Source organism: Stenotrophomonas sp. YJH_SMC_21 (assembly GCF_059369555.1).
On the sequence record NZ_JCAFSU010000009.1, the window covers coordinates 104,271 to 123,444 of the forward strand.

Consider the following 19,174-nt stretch of genomic DNA (forward strand, 5'->3'; position numbering starts at 1 on the left):
AGCCCCCATCACGATGAAGGGCGCGCAGAAGCTGCGCGACGAACTGGATCACCTGAAGTCGGTCAAGCGCCCGAAGGTGATCGCGGCCATCGCCGAAGCGCGTGAGCATGGCGACCTGAAGGAGAATGCCGAGTACCACGCCGCGCGCGAGGAACAGGGCTTCATCGAAGGCCGCATCAAGCAGCTGGAAGGCGAGCTGTCGCACGCCGAGATCATCGACGTGAGCAAGCTCAATGCCGGCTCCAAGGTGGTGTTCGGCGCCAGCGTGACGCTGGCCGACGTGGAAACCGACGAAGAGAAGAAGTACCAGATCGTCGGTGACCTGGAGGCGGACATCAAGCAGGGCCTGATCGCGATTTCCTCGCCGGTGGCGCGCGCGATGATCGGCAAGCTGGAAGGTGATTCGATCGTGATCGACGCCCCGGCCGGCCAGCGCGAGTACGAGATCGTCAGCGTCAGCTACGTGGACTGACCCGGTGGCAACGGCGACCCTGCTGTTGCCGGCACGCAGCCGCTTTGCCGCGGCTGCGTTGCCGGACGATGTGGCGCGCGCGCTTGGCCGCGCCACGACGGTGCAGGTCGCACCGGGTGAACGCGCGCAGCTGACGCGCCATTTCACGGTCGCCGCGCCGGAGTGGCCGGTGGCCGCGTTGACCCGCCAGCGCGACGTCGGCGATGCCGCTGGCGCCAGCTGGCTGCGTGCCGATCCGGCCTGCATGGTGCCGGACATGCACGGCGCGCGGATGATGGCCTACGGCGAAACGCTGCGACCGACCTTGGCCGACTGCCTGGCCCTGCTGCCGGTGCTGCAGCCGTTGTTCGCCGATGCCGGATTCGTGCTCGACGCACCGGACCCTTCGCGCTGGTACCTGCGCCTGCCGATCGACCTGGCCCTGCCGGACTTCGACAGTCCGGACGAGGTGCTGGGCGATGACCTGTTCTCGCACCTGCCGGAAGGCGAGGGCGGCCGCCGTTGGCGGGCGCTGATGACCGAAGCGCAGGTACTGCTGCACAACCATTCCTGGAACCAGCAGCGCGCCGCACAGGGACAACAGCCGATCAATTCGCTGTGGTTCTGGGGTGGTGGCGTGATGCCGGTATCGGTCAGCACGCCGCATGCGCAGGTGCGCAGCCGCGATGCGCTGCTGCAAGGCCTGGCTCTTGCGGCTGGCGTAGCCGTGGATGGCGAGCAGGCGGTCGATGCACTGGTTGATCTGCGCCAGCTGCGCTCGCTGCAGCAGCTCGGCAACGATGCGATCCGTCCGCTGCTGGCCGCGCTGAAGCGCGGCGAGCTGCAGCGGCTGGTGCTGGATTTCGAGGACGGCCTGCAGTTCCAGCTGGATCGCGGACAGCGCTGGCAGTTCTGGAAGAAGCCGCGCCAGCTTCACGACTGATCGGGGCTCGGCCGAGCGGGGTCGGATCCGTTTTCCTAGGGAAAACGGCTCTGACCCCATTTTGTCTATCGATATCTGAAAGATGTGTCGACCAAGGTCGACACCTACCAGCAGCGGCGTGAACCTGTCGAAGGTGGGGCGGTGTCAGATTGCGGGGTGTCAGCCGCATGGATGCGGCTGCCAAGCCTACAGGGACGTACTTGCGGCGTCCCCGCAATCCGACACCGCCCCGCCAACCCACGGACTCCCCGCTGTTGCTGTTGCTTCGGATGTTGCTTCGGCAGGTGCAGGGCGCAGCCCTGCAAACAATCACCTCACCGTGCTGACCACGGTCGGCAGCTGCCAATGCCCACCCGCCACGCCGCGGCACTGCCCGGTGGTGAACTCGCCGCTCTTCACGAATCGCGCGCCATCCCAGGCCCAGTCGTGGCCGGAGAAGCAGTCACCGATGCCGCGTCCACGGAAGCGCCCGCGCAGCGTCGCGTCATCGCGATCAAAGTCCTCCGCGTTGGAGGTCACGAACTTCGCCTGGTACGGCGCCTTGTCCTGCACTACCCAGTAGCCGCTGCTGAAGTTGTAGGCACCCATGAAGCAGCTGGTGCTTGCCAGTACATGCTGGGCGTCCAGTCGCTGGATCTCGATCTCGTCTGTCCCACCCTCGCTCAGGCGGCCGCACTCATCCGGTTTCGGCAGGCTGGCGATCAGTGCCTTGCGCAGGCCCGGTGCGTTCGCCAGTGCCGCGTCCGAGGCGCGCGGTGCCACCAGCGTGCCGCGCATGATCACTGGCACCGGCAACGCCGCAGGCACGCTCGCTTCAGCCTTGTCGCCACGCCGCACCAGCGCACCGGGCGTGCCCAGCCGGCCCTGGGCCTCGTCCATCTTCAGCAGTACGGCCGCTGCACCGCTGTCGGAGATCGGCCACGCCTTGCCCTTGCCGTCGATGATGTCGATGCGTGCGTGGCGCGGCAGCGCGGCGACCAGCGCATCGGTCTGTCCCTGCTGCAGCAGTACTTGATCTCCGTCGCCGGTGTCGCGCACCGGGCCCAGGTCCTTGCCGTTCAGGCGCAGGCGCAGTGCCCCGGTCGGCGTCGCGCTTTCGCCATCCTCGCCATTGCGCAGCCGCGCGAGCACCTTCGTACCCGGGCCGCCCGCGCGTTCCAGCATCAGGCTGAGCAGATTGCCGGGTTGTTCCGGACTGTAGCCGGCGGCGCGGCAGGTGCCGGTGTTGTCACAGGCCAGCGACCAGTCGTTGTGTTGGAACTGCACGCCGGCCTTCGGTTCGGGCGTGGCGGCGTGGGTGGCCGGGGCCATGGCGAGGCCCAGCAGCGCGGGAAGGAGCGTGCGATGCATGCGTTGAAGTCCATTTCCGGGCCGACAAGCATGGAAGATAGGCTGGCAGATTCCAAATGCTATCGATCGGGGGGGGCCTCCTGCGGGCAGAGAGATCCGACCCCGCGCTATCATGGGGATGTCTTCCGCAACCCGGCGATGCCGATGTCCCTTGCCGCCGATGCTGCGCAGCCGTCCTCTGATACGCCGATGATCCGCCGCCGCGATGCGGTCGTACCGGGCAGCTGGCCAGACGGCACGCTGCCACTGCTGGCGCGACTCTATGCCAGCCGCGGCGCCGGTACGCCAGAGCTGGCACTGCCGAAGCTGGGCAGCCTCCACGCGCCGGAGCTGTTGACCGGTATCGATGATGCGGTGGGTCTGCTGATCGAGGCCATCGCCAACGACAAGCGCATCCTGGTGGTCGGCGATTTCGATTGCGATGGCGCCACCGCCTGTGCGGTCGGCGTGCGGGGCCTGCGCATGCTCGGCGCGCAACACGTCTTCCACGCGGTGCCGAACCGCATGGTGCACGGCTACGGCCTGTCACCTTCTCTGGTGGAGGAGCTGGCCGCGCTGCAGCCGGACCTGCTGGTTACGGTCGACCACGGCATCGCCTGCCATGCGGGCGTGATCGCGGCGAAAGCGCGGGGCTGGCAGGTGCTGGTCACCGACCATCACCTTCCCGGGCCGCAGCTGCCGCCGGCCGATGTCATCGTCGATCCCAATCTCGACGGTGATGCGTTCCCCAGCAAGTCGCTGGCCGGTGTCGGTGTGATCTTCTACGTGCTGATGGCCCTGCGCCGGCACATGCGCGAGGCCGGTGTCTTTGCCGATCGCAAGGGGCCGGACCTGACCACGCTGCTGGACCTGGTGGCGGTCGGCACCGTCGCCGACCTGGTGGCGCTGGATCCGAACAACCGGGCACTGGTCAGCGCGGGCCTGCGCCGTCTGCGCGCGGGGCAGGGCTGCGTCGGTCTGCGAGCGCTGATCGAAGCCAGCGGCCGTGATGCGGCGCGGCTGACCGCCACCGACATCGGCTTCGCGCTCGGCCCGCGCCTGAATGCCGCGGGCCGGCTGGAAGACATGGCGCTGGGTATCGCGCTGTTGCTGACCGAAGACCCGCGCCAGGCGCGGGAGATCGCGCAGACGCTGGAGCAGATCAACTCGGAACGCCGCGCGGTGCAGCAGGCGATGACCGATGACGCCGAGCAAGCGTTGACCCGCGTGGTGCTGGACATGGCCGGGCAGCGACCGGTGGCGGCCTGCCTGTTCGATGCCGACTGGCATCCAGGCGTGGTCGGCCTGGTCGCATCGAAAATGAAGGATCGCCTGCACCGTCCGGTGATCGCCTTCGCCCCGGCCGAACCCGGCGCCGACACCCTGCGCGGCTCGGCGCGCTCCATTCCCGGCCTGCACATCCGTGACGCGCTGGCGTTGGTCGATGCGCGCCATCCGGGCCTGATCGAGCGCTTCGGTGGGCATGCCATGGCGGCCGGGCTGAGCATGCGGCTGGATCACGTCGATGACTTCAAGGCCGCCTTCGTCGCCGTGGTGCTGGAGATGCTCGATCCGGCCGCATTGCAGCAGCAGGTGCTCAGTGACGGCGAACTGGCGGCGGATGAGCTGGACCATCGCCACGCCGATGCGCTGCGCCTGGCCGGGCCGTGGGGGCAGGGTTTCCCCGAGCCACTGTTCGACGGCCACTTCGAAGTGGCCAACTGGCGAGTACTGAAGGAACGCCACCTCAAGCTGGAACTGCGCCTGCCGGGCGTACCCGGCACGATCAACGCCATTCATTTCGGCGGCTGGCACGGCAACGCGCCATCACGTCACGTCCACCTGGCCTACCGACTGGCCTGCGACGACTACCGTGGCGGCAGCGCCATCCAGCTGATCATCGAACACTGCCTGCCCGCCTAGAAAAAGGGGACGGAGGGGATTAAGCCGCTTTTGCCTTGTTTGCCAACTGCGACTTAATCCCCTCCGTCCCCTTTTTGGGGTCCCGCCAACCCCGTTACGGTTGCTGGTGCGTTCAACGATCCACGATCCCACTGGAGTCCGGTCATGGTCTTCGCCCGTTGCTGCACCGTGTTGTTGCTGGCCCTTGCGGCCTGGCCCGCTGGCGCGCAGTCGCCGCCGATCTCCCGGCCGCAGGCTGCCACGCCGCTGCTGATCGCGCCGGCGGCTGAGCAGCCGGTTCAATTACGACACGCCCGCATCGAAGGCGAGGTCCAGGCCGGCGTTGCCCAGACCCGGATCACCTTGGAATTCCACAACCCGAACCGTCGTGTGCTGGAGGGTGAGCTGCAGTTCCCGCTGGCTGATGGCCAGCAGATCACCGGCTTCGCGCTGGATATCAACGGCGAGATGCGTGACGCGGTGCCGGTGGCCAAGGACCGCGGCCGCCAGGTGTTCGAGGAAATCGCCCGCCGTGGTGTCGATCCGGGCCTGCTGGAACAGACCGCCGGCAACCAGTTCCGCCTGCGCGTCTACCCGCTGCCGCCCGGTGGCAGTCGGCGTGTGCAGCTGGTGATCCGCGAACCGCTGGCCTTCGCCGGCCAAAGCTGGCAGTGGACGCTGCCGCTGCAGTTCGCCGCCGGTGCAGCCTCGGTTGAACTGAAGGTGCATGCTCCCGACGCGGCCACCGCAGGTACTGCGCCATTCCGCATCAGCGCGGGCCAGCTGCAGTGGCAGGGCAAGGGTGCGCAGCTGCCGAAGCAACTCCAGTGGAACCTGCCGGCAGCCCGCCACGCACAGGTGCAGGTGGCGCCCTGGCAGGATGGGCACTACCTGTTGGCACAGCTGCCGGTGGCGGCCAGCAGTACACCCCGCACGTTGCCCAGCGAGATCGGCCTGCTTTGGGACGGCTCCGGTTCGGCGGGGCAGCGCGATCGCACGCGTGAGTTCGCCCTGCTGGATCGCTATTTCGCAGCGCTGGGTGACGGCACCGTGGCCTTGACCGTGCTGCGTGATCGCGCTGAACCGGTGCGTCGCTTCCGCATCCGCGCCGGTAACTGGAACGAGCTGCGCGCAGCACTGCAGGCGGTGCGCCCGGACGGTGCCAGCGCGCTGGCGCAGTGGCAGTCGCAGCCGGGCGTGAAGGAGTACCTGCTGGTCAGCGATGGGCTGTTGACCTACGGGCCGGAACAGCTGCCGGCGATGGCGCCGGATCAACGCCTGTTTGCGGTCAGCAGCGCCGGTGCGCGCACCGATGCCGTGCGACTGCGTGGTTGGACCGAAGCGCGTGGCGGCCGCTTCGTTGCGCTGGGCGAGGATGTTGATGCGGCGGCGCGCGAGCTGCTGTCGTCGCCGCTGGATGTGCAGGTCGATGCAGGGCGCGGCGTGCAGGACGTGGTGATCGATCGTCGCAGTGAAGCCCAGGGCTGGTTGTGGCTGCATGCACGACTGGCGGCCGACAGTGTGCCGATGCGGGTGCGCGTGGGTGGCGGCGAATGGCAGGCGCTGCCCGCCACGCAGAAGAGCAACGACGGAGAACTGCTGGCGGGCTTGTGGGCGCAGGCGCGCCTGCAGCAGCTGGCCGCCGACCGCCGTGGCAACCGCGAGGCGATGCAGCGGCTGTCGCAGCAGTTTGGCCTGGTCGGCCCGGACACCTCGCTGATCGTGCTGGAGACGTTGGAGGACTACCTGCGCTATGCGATCCGCCCTTCGGGCACGCTGCGCGCCGGGTACGACGCCAGGTTTGCAGTGCAGGTAAGAGATCGCGCCGCTGCTGATCGCCAGCGCCTGGATGAGGTGGCGGCACGCTGGAAGGAGCGCCAGCAGTGGTGGAGCCGCAGCTGGCCGAAGGGTGTGCCACCGCAGGCGAAGGGCGGGGCACTGGAAGTGGCCTCGGCGGACCATGCGATGGAATCGGCGCCGGTGGCAATGCTCGCCGCGCCGGCCCCTGCGGCACCGCCCGCCCCGGCACCGATGGCCGCCGCCGCCGAGCAGCGCATGGAAGCCAGCAGCGCGCGTGCACGTCGCTCTGCGTCTGCATCGAACAAGGCCCTGGATTCAATTACGGTCACTGGTGGCCGTGTCGCTGCGCCCGCTGCCGCCAACGAGGGCGAGCTCGGTATCCAGCTGGCGGCCTGGCAGCCGGACTCGGCCATCGCCCGGCGCCTGCGCCAGGGCCCGGCGTCGCAACTGTATGACCGCTACCTGGCCGAGCGCGATGCGCATGCCGACAGCAGCGCGTTCTTCCTCGACGTGGCTGACCTGTTGCTGGAGCAGGGTCAGCGCGACCTGGCACTGCGTGTGCTGTCGAACCTGGCCGAGATGGACCTGGACGACCGCCACCTGCTGCGCGTGCTCGGTTACCGGCTGATGCAGGCTGATGCCCCCGCACTGGCGGTGCCGGTGTTCGAGCAGGTGCTGGCGATGGGCCAGGAAGAGCCGCAGAGCTTCCGCGACCTGGGCCTGGCACTGGCAGCGGCCGGCAAGCCGCAGCAGGCGCTGGCGCCGCTGTACCAGGTGGTTGTGCGGCCATGGGACAGGCGTTTCGATGGCATCGCCCTGATCGCATTGGATGAACTGACCAACCTGGTGGCCCGCAGCACGCCCCGGCTGGATACCACCAGCATCGACCCGCGCCTGCTGCAGGCAATGCCGCTGGACCTGCGCGTGGTGCTGTCGTGGGATGCCGACAACAGCGACATGGATCTGTGGGTGACCGACCCGAACGGCGAGCGCGCCTACTACGGCAACCGCCTGACCTACCAGGGTGGGCAGATGTCGGAGGACTTCACCGGTGGCTATGGCCCCGAGCAGTTCTCTCTGCGCAACGCCAAGCCAGGCAAGTACAAGGTGGAAGCGAACTACTTCGGGAGCCGCCAGCAGCTGGTGACCGGCGCGACGACCCTGATGCTGCGCTTGACCACCCATTGGGGCACGGCCAGGCAGAAGGACCAGATGGTGACGATGCGCCTGAAGGATCGCGCCGAAACCGTGCTGGTGGGCGAGTTTGAGGTGCGTTGACCGCTCGGACGTCCGCGTAGCGTCGAGCTTGCTTGACTGCTTTGATGTAGAGCCGGGGCCATGCCCGGCTCACGGCACAGGCAGCCGAGCCTCGGCGCGGCTCTACAACGCCACGGTGCGCGCCTTTGACGCCGCTGGCGGATCGGCACGCAGGCCGAACAGGGGCCGCAGCCAGCGGCAGCGACGGATCAGCAGCTCGTGGATCAGCAGGCAGCCGCCGACGGTGCCGCCCAGCAGCAGTGCCGGTTCCAGCCATGGGCCCAGCTGCAGCGGTCTGAACCAGAACAACAGCACGATGATCAGGCTCTGGTGCAGCATGTACCAGGGATAGATCGCCTCGGTGCAGTACGGCAGCCAGCGGAACGGGCGGTCGAGGAAGACCTTTCCCCAGCCGAGGATGCTCAGCAGCGCGGTCCAGACGTAAAGCGACTGGCTGGCCCGGCCCTGCAGGTCCCAGAACGGTTCGGGCCATTGCCGCAGCGGGGAGTCGGCGGGCAGCACCTGGCCGAGGATGCGCAACCCCAGATACCAGCCAACGGCAGCAAGCGCCAGCCACAGCGTGGTGCGGCGCAGGGCGACCACGCGCTGCCAGAACACCGGCTCACGGCCCAGCAGGTAGCCGGCCAGGAATACCGTTGCGTACTTCGCGTGCTGGTACCAGTCGCTGAGCAGGGCATTGGTGGACGGGTAGATCGGCTCCAGCCAGATCACCCAGGCCAGCAGCAGGGCGGACGGAAGGCCGATCAGCAGCATCGGCGATGCTGCGCAGAACGCCACCGCGCGGCGCACCACCGCCGTTCCCAGCAACGGCATCAACAGGGCCAGGGCCAGCGTGTAGTTCCAGAGATACGCCAGGTACCACAGATGGTTCCAGGTGATGCCGTACTGCCAACCGGCGAAACTCCCTTCCGGCCATGGCCGCACCTGCCAATAGCGCAGCAGGAAGTGGCCGAAGCCGGGTGCCACGTGGCCGTTGGCTACGCCTTCGCAGTAGGGCTGGATCGGCACGATCACGAACATGCCGAACAGCAGCGGCAGCAGCAGCCGCCAGGTGCGCAGGCCGGCGAAGCGCAGCAACCTGCCTTCCGGCCGCATCAGCGCGATGGCGATACCCGAGATCAGGAACAGCAGCGACATCCGCCAGCGGTTGACGAACAGCATCGGCCACTGCAGCCATTCGGCGGTATGCACGCTCTTGAGGTGAAAGCCCCAGTCGTCCACGTAGGCCATGGCGGTGTGGTAGAGGATCAGCAGAGCGAAGGCGAACACGCGCAGGGCGTCGATGTCGTGGCGTCGGGTCATGGTGGTGTTGTGCCGGAAGGTCGAGCCAACGTGACGCCGCCCGGCGCGTGCAGCCACTGCCTAGGGGCCACCGGAACCCGCGCAGTGACCAATGGCGGGGGTGGTGGGACCAATGGAGCCGCTAACCTTGGTCCCTTGAGGCAGGCTGGAGCACCGCAACGACATGGATGCAGCAATGACCCAGGGCCGACCATCGCGCTGGCGTACTTCAACCCGCCTGCTGGTGTGGGCGGCGATCCTGTCGGCCTCGGCAGTGACCAATGCGCTGGTGGAAGTGATGGACGCCAGTCGCCGCGGCGCCGATCTCGGGCTGTGGGAGCCGATGATCTGGGAGTTCAGCAGCCTCGCCCTGATCCTGTTGACCCTGCCGTTGCTGTGGTGGGGCTGCGAGCGCTGGCCGCTGCATGCCGATACCTGGAGGCGGCGGTTGCCGCTGTATCTGCTGGCCAGCGTCGGCTGGTCGCTGCTGCACGTGGTGGGGATGATGCTGCTGCGGCATCTGGCCTACGCGTCGCTGGGCTACCGCTACCAGGACGATGCCGGTTTGTTGGAGCGTTTTGCCTACGAGTACCTGAAGGATGTGCGCACGTTCGCGATGTTCGTGGCCCTCGAGCACTTTGCCAGCTGGTTCGGCAGGCGCAGGCAGGGCGAAGCGAGCCTGCTGGCCGAGCCCGACGTCGGCCCGCCGGTTGAGCCGGTCGAGCGCCCCCAGCACTTCCTGGTGCGCAAGCTGGGCAAGGAATTCCTGGTTGCCACCGCAGATGTGGAGTACGCGCAGGCCGCGGGGAACTACGTGAACCTGCGGGTACGCGGCCACGACTACCCGCTGCGCATCACCATGGCGGTGCTGGAGCAGCGGCTGGACCCGGGCGAGTTCCTGCGCCCGCATCGCAGCTGGCTGATCAATCGCGGCCAGTTGCGCTCGATCGAGCCGCTAGACGGAGGCGAGGCCCTGCTGCACATGGCCGATGGAGCCAAAGTGCCCTGCAGCCGGCGCCAGCTGCCGGTCCTGCGGCAGGCGCTGGGCGGCGCGGGCGCGGGTAGAGTCGACTGTTGGTCGACTATCGCGCGCAGCGCGGGCTCCACCGCAACCTGAATGAAAAGCAGTCGACTGACAGTCGACTCTACAGAGGCGGGTCTACCAGTGGTTGGCTCCCAGCGGCAGGCCTGGTCCCTCATTCCGGGCGCCCCCGGCCTGCGGTATCATTGGCAGTCATCTTTTGAATGCATAACCGCCGACATGATCGAACTGAATCCTGTCCGCCAGCGCATCACCGATCTGACCGATCGCGTGCTGTCGCTTCGGGGGTATCTTTGACTACGACGCCAAGAAAGAGCGTCTTGAAGAAGTAACGCGGGAGCTGGAAAGCCCCGACGTCTGGAACAACGCCGAGTACGCCCAGAACCTGGGCCGCGAACGTTCCAGCCTGGAAAAGACCGTGGGCGGCATCGCCTCGGTGCTGGATGGCCTGAACGACGCCACCGAACTGCTCGAGCTGGCCGAGTCCGAGCAGGACGAGGACACCGCACTGGCGGTGGTCGCCGACCTGGACAAGCACCAGGCGCACGTGGAAAAGCTGGAGTTCCAGCGCATGTTCTCCGGCGAGATGGACAATGCCGCTGCGTTCGTCGACATCCAGGCCGGTGCCGGTGGCACCGAAGCCCAGGACTGGGCCGAGATCCTGCTGCGCATGTACCTGCGCTGGTGTGAATCGCGCGGCTGGAAGACCGAGCTGATGGAAGTCTCCGGCGGCGACGTCGCCGGCATCAAGTCGGCCACGCTGCGCGTGGAAGGCGACTATGCCTATGGCTGGCTGAAGACCGAGACCGGCGTGCACCGCCTGGTGCGCAAGTCGCCGTTCGACTCGGACAATCGCCGCCACACCAGCTTCACCTCGGTGTTCGTGTCGCCGGAAATCGATGACAACATCGACATCACCATCAATCCGGCCGACCTGCGTACCGACGTGTACCGTTCGTCGGGTGCCGGTGGCCAGCACGTCAACAAGACCGAGTCGGCGGTGCGCATCACCCACATCCCGACCAACATCGTGGTGGCCTGCCAGACCGGCCGCAGCCAGCACCAGAACCGCGACAACGCGATGAAGATGCTGGCCGCCAAGCTGTACGAGCTGGAGATCCAGAAGCGCAACGCCGAAAAGGACGCCGTGGAAGCGACCAAGTCCGACATCGGCTGGGGCAGCCAGATCCGCAATTACGTGCTCGACCAGAGCCGCATCAAGGACCTGCGCACCGGCATCGAGCGTTCGGATACGCAGAAGGTGCTGGACGGCGACCTGGACGAGTTCGTCGAGGCCAGCCTGAAGGCCGGCCTGGCCGTGGGCTCCAAGCGCGTCGATGCCTGATCGGCGCGCCTGCGCGGATGTCGTCACCCTCGTGCGCAACGCCGAGGGTGGCTGATCACGCTTCCGGTAGAGCCGAGCCCATGCTCGGCTGCTGTTGGCGCAGTAGCAGATGCGTCGAGCATGGCTCGACGCTACAACGGGTACGGCGGTAGCGATGATGCGCAGCGAAAGTGAACGCAAGGAACTCGGCGGCTTCCTCAAGGCCTGCCGCGCCCGTGTCGACCCCGCCACGCTCGGCCTGCCGGCCGGGCGGCGGCGCACCCCGGGCCTGAAGCGCGAGGAAGTGGCGCTGGCGATCGGGGTCAGCGTGAGCTGGTACACCTGGATCGAGCAGGGCCGCGAAGTGCGTGCCTCGCCCGAGGTGCTCGAGCGCCTGGCACAGGTGCTGCGCATGAGCGACGACGAACGCGCCTATGCCTTCGCACTGTCCGGCTACGGCGTGCCGCTGGAATCACCGGACGAGAGTGTGACCGACGGCCTGCGCCAGCTGGTGGAGGCGATGCAGCCGATCCCGGCGTACGTGCGCAACACCCGCTTCGACATCCTGGCCTGGAATCCGGCCATCGCCGAGCTGTTCGTGGACTACAGCCAGCTGGCGCCGCACGAGCGCAATACGCTGCGGCTGATGTTCCTGTACCCGCCGTACCGCACGCTGATCCTCAACTGGGAAGAAATGACCCGCGGCCTGCTGGCAGGCTTCCGCGCGGCGATGGCGCAGGCGCCGGACAAGGCTCCGTTCCTGGCGCTGGTCGAGGACATCTCGGCGCACAGCGAGGAGTTCCGCCAGTGGTGGCCGGAGCACGATGTGCGCCGGTTCGATGAAGGGGCGAAGAAGTTGAACCATCCCACGCGCGGGTTGCTGGACCTGCAGTACGTGGCGCTGGTGCCGGAGAGCCGGCATGACCTTTCCCTGGTGACCTACCTGCCGCGGAAGTAGGTTGTTCGGCAGGGCTGCGCCCTGCACCCGCAGAGGCCGAAGCGACAGCAACGGCAACAGCAACAGCGGACTATCCGAGGGATGGCGGGGTGGTGTGGGTTGACAGGACACGCCGTAAACCCGTCCATGGGGGCTCGATGGCGCCATCCATGGCGCCAACGGTCCTGCCAACCCACACCACCCCACCTCAGACAGATTTCGCGCGGTTGTTGGCAACTGCGGCTTTGTTCCGCGCGGCTGTTGGTAGGTGTCGACCTTGGTCGACACGATTTTTCTCTCAGATATCGAATGAGTCATCCACGCATGGCGTGGGTCTACTGTGTCGACCAAGGTCGACACCCACCAACAGCAACGCAGAGCGCCGTCCCGACAGGTCGCAGAACTCTGTCGAAGGCGGGATGGGTCCGGTTGCGGGAGTGTCCGCGGCATGGATGCCGCGGCCAAGCCCCCATGGAAGGGTTTATAGCGTCTCCCGCAACCGGACCCACCCCGCCATCCCTCAGGAAACCAGCTTCTGCTGTTGCTGTTGCTGTTGCTCTGGATCGTAGCGGGTGCAGGGCGCAGCCCTGCCGAAAACCCCATTCAGGCAGGTAAGTGCAGGTCACAGGATAAGCAGACGCCTTGTTGCCTCCGCCATTCGGGTCCACATTCCTGTGCAGGAGACGGGCCACCGCCCGTTGTCGAGACAACAGGAGCCCTGCATGTCCGCTGCCCCCACCACCGCCATTTCCCGCGATCCGGCCACTGGCCAGCAGATCGCCAGCCATCCCTTCGCCACCGACGCCGAGCTGGAAACAATCCTGGATCGCGGCCAGCTCGGCTTTGCGGCCTGGAGCGTCAAGAGCCTCGAACAGCGCGCAGACGTACTGCGTGCGATGGCCGCGGTGCTACGCCGTGACCGTGAAAAGCTGGCCGCGCTGGCTACCGCCGAAATGGGCAAGGTCCAGGCCGAAGCGCTGGCCGAAATCGAAAAGTGTGCTGTGCTGTGCGACTGGTACGCCGACAACGGTGCGCAGTTCCTGCGCGACGAACCGACCCAGGTGCCCGACGACAAGGCTTACGTGTCATACCTGCCGCTGGGCGTGGTGCTGGGCATCATGCCGTGGAACTTCCCGTACTGGCAGGTGATGCGCGCGGCGGTGCCGATCCTGATGGGCGGCAACGGCTTCCTGCTGAAGCCGGCCGAGAACATCGTCGGTACCGCGCAGCTGCTCGACGCCGCATGGCGCGATGCCGGCTTGCCGGAGGGCACCTTCATCGCGGCCAACATCAGCCGCGAGGGCACCAGCCGCGCGATCGCCGATGACCGCATCGCGGCGGTGACCCTGACCGGAAGTGTGGCCGCCGGCCGCAGCATTGCTGCCCAGGCCGGGCAGGCGCTGAAGAAGGTGGTGCTGGAACTGGGCGGTTCCGATCCGTTCATCGTCCTGGCCGATGCCGATCTTGATGCGGCCGTCGATGCGGCGGTGGCCTCGCGCTTCCAGAACACCGGGCAGGTCTGCATCGCCGGCAAGCGCATCATCGTCGAAGACGCGGTCTACGATCGTTTCGTGGCGCAGTTCTGCCAGAAGGTGCAGGCACTGACCATTGGCGACGGCCGTGACCCGGCAAACCGCATCGGCCCGATGGCGCGCCAGGATCTGCTGGAGCAGCTCGACGCGCAGGTACGCGCTTCGGTCGACGCCGGTGCGCAGCTGCTGGTCGGCGGGCACCAGCTGGATCGTCCGGGTGCGTTCTATGCACCCACCGTGCTGGCCGGGGTTGAGCCGGGCATGCAGGCCTTCGATACCGAAACGTTCGGGCCGGTGGCCTCGATCAGCCGCGCCCGCGACGCCGACCATGCGGTGGAACTGGCCAACCAGAGCGAGTTCGGCCTCAGCGGCAACCTGTGGAGCGGCGACCGCGCCCGTGCGATGCAGCTGGCGCGCCGGCTGCAGACCGGCGGTGTATTCGTCAACGGCTTCTCCGCGTCCGATCCGCGCGTGCCGATCGGCGGCGTGAAGAAGAGCGGCTTCGGCCGTGAGCTCTCGCACTTCGGCATCCGCGAATTCGTCAACGCGCAGACGGTGTGGTTCGACAAGCGTTGACGCGCAGCTTCCATCCTCCCTGCAACGATCCACCATCAGTCCAGCGAAAAGGACGACATTCCAATGTCCAAGGGTTCAGATCTGCTTGTCGCCGCACTTGAGAACGAAGGCGTCGAGCGCATTTTCGGCATTCCCGGCGAAGAAAATCTCGACGTGGTCGAGTCGCTGCGCCATTCCAGCATCGAGCTGGTCATCACCCGCCACGAGCAGGCGGCCGTGTTCATGGCGGCCACCTATGGCCGCCTGACCGGCAAGCCGGGCGTGTGCCTGGCCACGCTCGGCCCCGGCGCGCTGAATTTCACCACCGGCGCCGCGTATGCGCTGCTTGGCGCATGGCCGGTCATCATGATCACCGGGCAGAAGGGCATCGTCGCCAGCAAGCAGGCGCGCTTCCAGATCGTCGACATCGTCAGCACGATGAAGCCGCTGACCAAGCTGGCGCGTCAGATCGTCTCGGCGCGCACCATCCCGACCATCGTCCGCCAGGCGTTCCGTGTCGCCCAGGAAGAGCGCCCGGGCCCGGTGCTGCTGGAGCTGCCCGAAGATATCGCCGCCGATGAGGTCGAGGGCGTGGCGCTGATTCCGCCGCACGCGGTGGATCGTCCCATTGCCAGTCCGGAGGCGCTGGATCGGGCGGCGGAGATCATCCGCAACGCCAAGCGCCCCCTGCTGATGATCGCCTCGGCGGCGTCGCGGCCGCAGTCCAGCGAAGCGCTGTCGGCGTTCGTGTTGCGCGCCGGCATTCCGTTCTTCACCACGCAGATGGGCAAGGGCGCGGTGGCCGGTGGTTCGGGCCTGTACATGGGCACCGCGGCGCTGACAGAGCGCGATTACGTGCACATGGCGATCGACCAGGCCGACGTGATCGTGACCATCGGCCACGAGGTCACCGAGAAGCCGCCGTTCGTGATGCGCCCGGGTGGGCCGACCGTGATCCATATCGGCTACTCGCAGGCGGCCGTGGAGCAGGTGTACTTCCCGCAGGTGGAAGTGATCGGTGACATCGGTCGTTCGCTGACCCAGTTGGCCGATCGTATCGAAGGCGCGGTGCCGAACGCTGACGCGCTGCTGCCGCTGCGCGCGACCATTCTGGAACACCTGGCTGACCGAGCCGAGGAGGCTGGATTCACGCCTCAGCGGCTGGTGCACGACGTGCGCCAGGTGATGCCGCCGGACGGCATCGTGGCGCTGGACAACGGCATGTACAAGATCTGGTTCGCGCGCAATTACCGCACCCAGGTGGCCAATACGCTGCTGCTGGACAATGCGTTGGCGACCATGGGCGCGGGCCTGCCGTCGGTGATCATGGCTTCGATCCTGTACCCGCAGCGGCGGGTGCTGGCGGTGTGCGGCGATGGCGGGTTCATGATGAACAGCCAGGAGCTGGAGACCGCGCGTCGGCTGGGCCTGAACCTGGTGGTGCTGATCCTCAACGACGGCGCCTACGGCATGATCCGCTGGAAGCAGGCGGTAGATGGCTTCACCGACTACGGCATGACCTTCAGCAACCCGGATTTCGTGAAGTACGCGGAAGCCTACGGCTGCAAGGGCCACGAGGTGACCGCCATCGAGCAGTTCATCCCGACGCTGGAGGCGGCCTTCAACGAGGGCGGGGTGCACCTGGTGTCGGTGCCGGTGGACTATTCGGAGAACCAGCGGGTGCTGGTGGACGAGTTGCGGCAGGCGTTCCCTGGGAACGGTTGACGCCGGGACGAGCGCCAACCAAGGTTGGCGACTACCGGGGCATCGGTTCCCCGGAATCCGGTAGGTGTCGACCTTGGTCGACACACGGACCGCCAACCAAGGTTGGCGGCCATCTGGGCGGGCCCGGCCCAAGGCCGGGGCAGGGCGGTTTTGGTATGCTGGGCAACCGGCTGTGCCGGGTGCAACATCCCCCCTCACTACACGATTCCCGCAGATCCATGAGCGAAGCTACCGATACCCCCCCCGTTGACGAAAACAAGTTGATCGCCGAGCGCCGCGAGAAACTCAAAACGCTGCGTGGGCAGGGCATCGCGTACCCGAACGACTTCCGTCGCGAGGACTTCGCCGGCCGCCTGCAGGAAGAATTCGCCGATGCCGAGGCCTGGACCGCCGAGGCGCTGGAAGGCAACGGCCGCCAGGTGAAGATGGCCGGCCGCCTGATGGCCAAGCGCATCATGGGCAAGGCCAGCTTCGCGCAGATCCAGGACGAGTCCGGCCGCATCCAGCTGTTCCTGCAGGGCGCGGTGCTGGGCGATGCCTACACGGCCTTCAAGGGCTGGGACGTGGGCGACATCATCGCCGTCGAAGGCGGCCTGACCCGTACCAAGACCGGCGAACTGTCGGTCAAGGCCGAGTCGATCCGCCTGCTGACCAAGTCGCTGCGCCCGCTGCCGGACAAGTGGCACGGCCTGGCCGACGTCGAGCAGCGTTACCGCCAGCGTTACGTCGACCTGATCGTGACCCCGGAATCGCGCGCAGTGTTCATCAAGCGCTCGAAGATCATCCGCGCCATGCGCGCGTGGCTGGACAACCGCGACTTCCTGGAAGTCGAGACGCCGATGATGCATTACATCCCCGGCGGCGCGGCGGCCAAGCCGTTCACCACCCATCACAACGCGCTGGACCTGGACCTGTACCTGCGCGTGGCGCCGGAGCTGTACCTCAAGCGCCTGACCGTGGGTGGCCTGGAGCGTGTGTACGAGATCAACCGCAACTTCCGCAATGAAGGCGTCAGCACCCGCCACAATCCGGAATTCACCATGATGGAACTGTACGAGGCCTATGCCACGTACAACGAAATCATGGACCTGACCGAGGGTGTGATCCGTGATGTGGCCAAGGCCGTGAACGGTGGCACCGAAGTGGAATGGGACGGCGCGAAGATCGACCTGGGCCCGGCGTTCCGCCGCTGGCGCATGGATGAGGCAGTGCGCCACCACAACCCGGAAATCTCGGCCGCTGATTGCACTGACCGCGATGCGCTGCTGCGCCATTGCGAGCGCTTGAACATCCGCGTCAAGCCGTCCTACGGCTGGGGCAAGCTGTTGCTGGAGATCTTCGAGGCCACGGTCGAGCACACCCTGATCCAGCCGACCTTCATCACCGACCATCCGGTCGAGGTCTCGCCGCTGGCCCGTGCCAATGACAACGACCCGGGCTACACGGATCGCTTCGAGCTGTTCGTCAACGGCAAGGAGCTGGCCAACGGCTTCTCCGAACTGAACGACCCGGAAGACCAGGCCCAGCGTTTCCAGGCCCAGGTGGCCGCGAAGGAAGGCGGCGACGACGAGGCGATGCATTACGACGCCGACTACATCCGTGCGCTGGAGTACGGCATGGCCCCGACCGGCGGCCTCGGCATCGGCGTTGATCGCCTGGTGATGCTGCTGACCGGCAGCAGCTCGATCCGTGACGTGCTGCTGTTCCCGTACATGCGTCCGGAGCAGTAAGTCGTCTTTTTGACTCCCGTTTGTGCGCGCCGTCGCGAAATGAGACGGCGCGATTGACGCCTCCCGCGCTCGGCGTATCGTTAATGCACTACCTTGACGTCTGTTATGGCTTGATCGGCGCCAGGGGGAGTGCGCATTGTGGAGAGTCCGCTTCACAATGTGATGACGATCATGAACCGGGACGCATGACACGGGAGTCGGGCCGATGCAGGGTGCGAGCGTTCGCAGCAGCAGGGTATCCTCGCCTGCTGATGATCCAGCATGGTCGAGAAACCAGGCGGAGTACGCGTTGAACATCGTCATTGTTGACGACCAGACGTCCGCGCGGACGATGCTGCGTCACGTCATCGAAGACATTGCGCCGGAACTGAGCGTGTATGACTTCGGTGATCCGCTGACCGCATTGGCCTGGTGCGAGGCGCACCCGGTCGACCTGTTGCTGCTCGATTACCGCATGCCGGAGATGGACGGGCTGGAGTTCGCCCGTCGATTCCGGCGCCTGCCCAAGCACCGCGATATCCCGGTGATCCTGATCACCGTGGTCGGCGACGAGCCGATCCGCCAGGCGGCGCTGGAAGCAGGGGTCATCGACTTCCTGGTCAAGCCGATCCGTCCGCGCGAACTGCGCGCGCGCTGCTACAACCTGCTGCAGCTGCGCCAGCAGACCGAGAACGTGAAGCAACGTGCGTTGTCGCTGGAGCAGCGCCTGCTGGCCAGCATGCACGAGGTCGAGGAACGCGAACGCGAGACACTGTCGCGATTGGCGCGGGCGATCGAGTTCCGTGATGCCGGCACCAGCGCCTATCTCGAACGCATGGCGCGCGTTGCGGGGCTGATCGCCGAGCAGCTTGGCCTGCCCGAAGACGACGTGCGCCTGATCGAGATGGCGGCGCCGCTGCATGACATGGGCAAGATCGCCATTCCCGACGCGGTGCTGCTCAAGCAGGGCAAGCTCAATGACGAGGAGCTGGCGATCATGCGCCGGCACCCACGCATCGGCCACGAGCTGCTCAGTGGCAGCCAGAACCGTTTCATCCAGGTGGGCGCGCTCATCGCGCTGCGCCATCACGAGCGCTATGACGGCAGCGGCTATCCCGACGGCCTGGTCGGCGAAGCGATTCCGCTGGAAGCGCGGATCGTTGCTGTCGCCGACGTCTTCGATGCGCTGATCTCGCCCCGTCCGTACAAGGAAGCATGGACCATGGAAGCCACTCTGGCTTATCTGTACGCCCAGCGTGGGCGACTGTTCGATCCGCGTTGCGTGGATGCGCTGATGCGCGGCCACCAGCAGTTGATGGATATCTGCGCCCAGCACTCGACGGCATCGACGCGACCGGGTGGGTGA

General features: G+C 66.8%; 13 protein-coding genes. 11 read left to right on the forward strand and 2 right to left on the reverse strand.

All coding sequences use genetic code 11. The annotated features are described in order from the left end of the window. Positions 1 to 7 precede the first annotated feature (7 nt). Both greA and AC5P67_RS13475 read left to right on the forward strand, forming a co-directional pair. Entirely contained in the window at positions 8 to 472 is a 465-nt protein-coding gene (gene greA / locus AC5P67_RS13470; protein WP_181453298.1) for a transcription elongation factor GreA, read from the forward strand. A 4-nt stretch (positions 473 to 476) separates the two neighbouring features. After that, positions 477 to 1,394, forward strand: coding sequence for a phosphoglycerate mutase (locus tag AC5P67_RS13475; protein WP_197634397.1), 918 nt, complete (start codon positions 477 to 479; stop codon positions 1,392 to 1,394). Between the two features lie 309 nt (positions 1,395 to 1,703). Here the strand turns inward: AC5P67_RS13475 and AC5P67_RS13480 are convergent, their stop codons facing one another. Continuing rightward, entirely contained in the window at positions 1,704 to 2,744 is a 1,041-nt protein-coding gene (locus AC5P67_RS13480) for a DUF1176 domain-containing protein (RefSeq protein ID WP_329754773.1), read from the reverse strand. A 144-nt stretch (positions 2,745 to 2,888) separates the two neighbouring features. Between AC5P67_RS13480 and recJ the strand changes: the two genes are divergently transcribed. Together recJ and AC5P67_RS13490 are read left to right on the forward strand one after the other, a co-directional pair. Continuing rightward, positions 2,889 to 4,646: a single-stranded-DNA-specific exonuclease RecJ gene (gene recJ, locus AC5P67_RS13485; RefSeq protein WP_329754772.1), complete on the forward strand. Its 1,758-nt coding sequence runs from the start codon at positions 2,889 to 2,891 to the stop codon at positions 4,644 to 4,646. Between the two features lie 144 nt (positions 4,647 to 4,790). Continuing rightward, positions 4,791 to 7,703: a DUF2135 domain-containing protein gene (locus AC5P67_RS13490; RefSeq protein WP_329754771.1), complete on the forward strand. Its 2,913-nt coding sequence runs from the start codon at positions 4,791 to 4,793 to the stop codon at positions 7,701 to 7,703. 102 nt (positions 7,704 to 7,805) lie between these two features. Here AC5P67_RS13490 and AC5P67_RS13495 read toward each other — a convergent pair whose 3' ends face one another. Next, positions 7,806 to 9,005, reverse strand: a complete 1,200-nt coding sequence (locus tag AC5P67_RS13495; RefSeq protein ID WP_329754770.1) for an acyltransferase family protein — start codon at positions 9,003 to 9,005, stop codon at positions 7,806 to 7,808. A gap of 175 nt (positions 9,006 to 9,180) precedes the next feature. On the opposite strand from AC5P67_RS13495, the gene AC5P67_RS13500 reads away from it, so the two are divergent. The 7 genes from AC5P67_RS13500 to rpfG all read left to right on the forward strand — a co-directional run bounded on the left by AC5P67_RS13500 (position 9,181) and on the right by rpfG (position 19,174). After that, the gene (locus AC5P67_RS13500; RefSeq protein WP_024958345.1) at positions 9,181 to 10,101 is read left to right on the forward strand and encodes a LytTR family DNA-binding domain-containing protein; all 921 of its coding nucleotides are present in this window, start codon (positions 9,181 to 9,183) and stop codon (positions 10,099 to 10,101) included. Between the two features lie 144 nt (positions 10,102 to 10,245). Next, a protein-coding gene (gene prfB / locus AC5P67_RS13505) for a peptide chain release factor 2 (RefSeq protein ID WP_014037064.1) occupies positions 10,246 to 11,371 on the forward strand; the annotation gives its coding sequence in 2 pieces (ribosomal slippage) (positions 10,246 to 10,320 and positions 10,322 to 11,371; 1,125 coding nt in all). A gap of 154 nt (positions 11,372 to 11,525) precedes the next feature. Continuing rightward, entirely contained in the window at positions 11,526 to 12,308 is a 783-nt protein-coding gene (locus AC5P67_RS13510; protein WP_032966703.1) for a helix-turn-helix transcriptional regulator, read from the forward strand. Between the two features lie 701 nt (positions 12,309 to 13,009). Continuing rightward, entirely contained in the window at positions 13,010 to 14,395 is a 1,386-nt protein-coding gene (locus tag AC5P67_RS13515) for an NAD-dependent succinate-semialdehyde dehydrogenase (RefSeq protein WP_279915597.1), read from the forward strand. Positions 14,396 to 14,458: 63 nt separating this feature from the next. Continuing rightward, complete coding sequence (locus tag AC5P67_RS13520; RefSeq protein WP_495214776.1) at positions 14,459 to 16,099, forward strand: acetolactate synthase large subunit; 1,641 nt, start codon at positions 14,459 to 14,461, stop codon at positions 16,097 to 16,099. 218 nt (positions 16,100 to 16,317) lie between these two features. Then, on the forward strand, positions 16,318 to 17,829 hold the full coding sequence (gene lysS, locus AC5P67_RS13525) for a lysine--tRNA ligase (RefSeq protein WP_043035395.1): 1,512 nt from the start codon (positions 16,318 to 16,320) through the stop codon (positions 17,827 to 17,829). Positions 17,830 to 18,034: 205 nt separating this feature from the next. After that, a complete protein-coding gene (gene rpfG / locus AC5P67_RS13530; protein WP_005409495.1) occupies positions 18,035 to 19,174 on the forward strand; it encodes a cyclic di-GMP phosphodiesterase response regulator RpfG in 1,140 nt (379 codons plus the stop codon).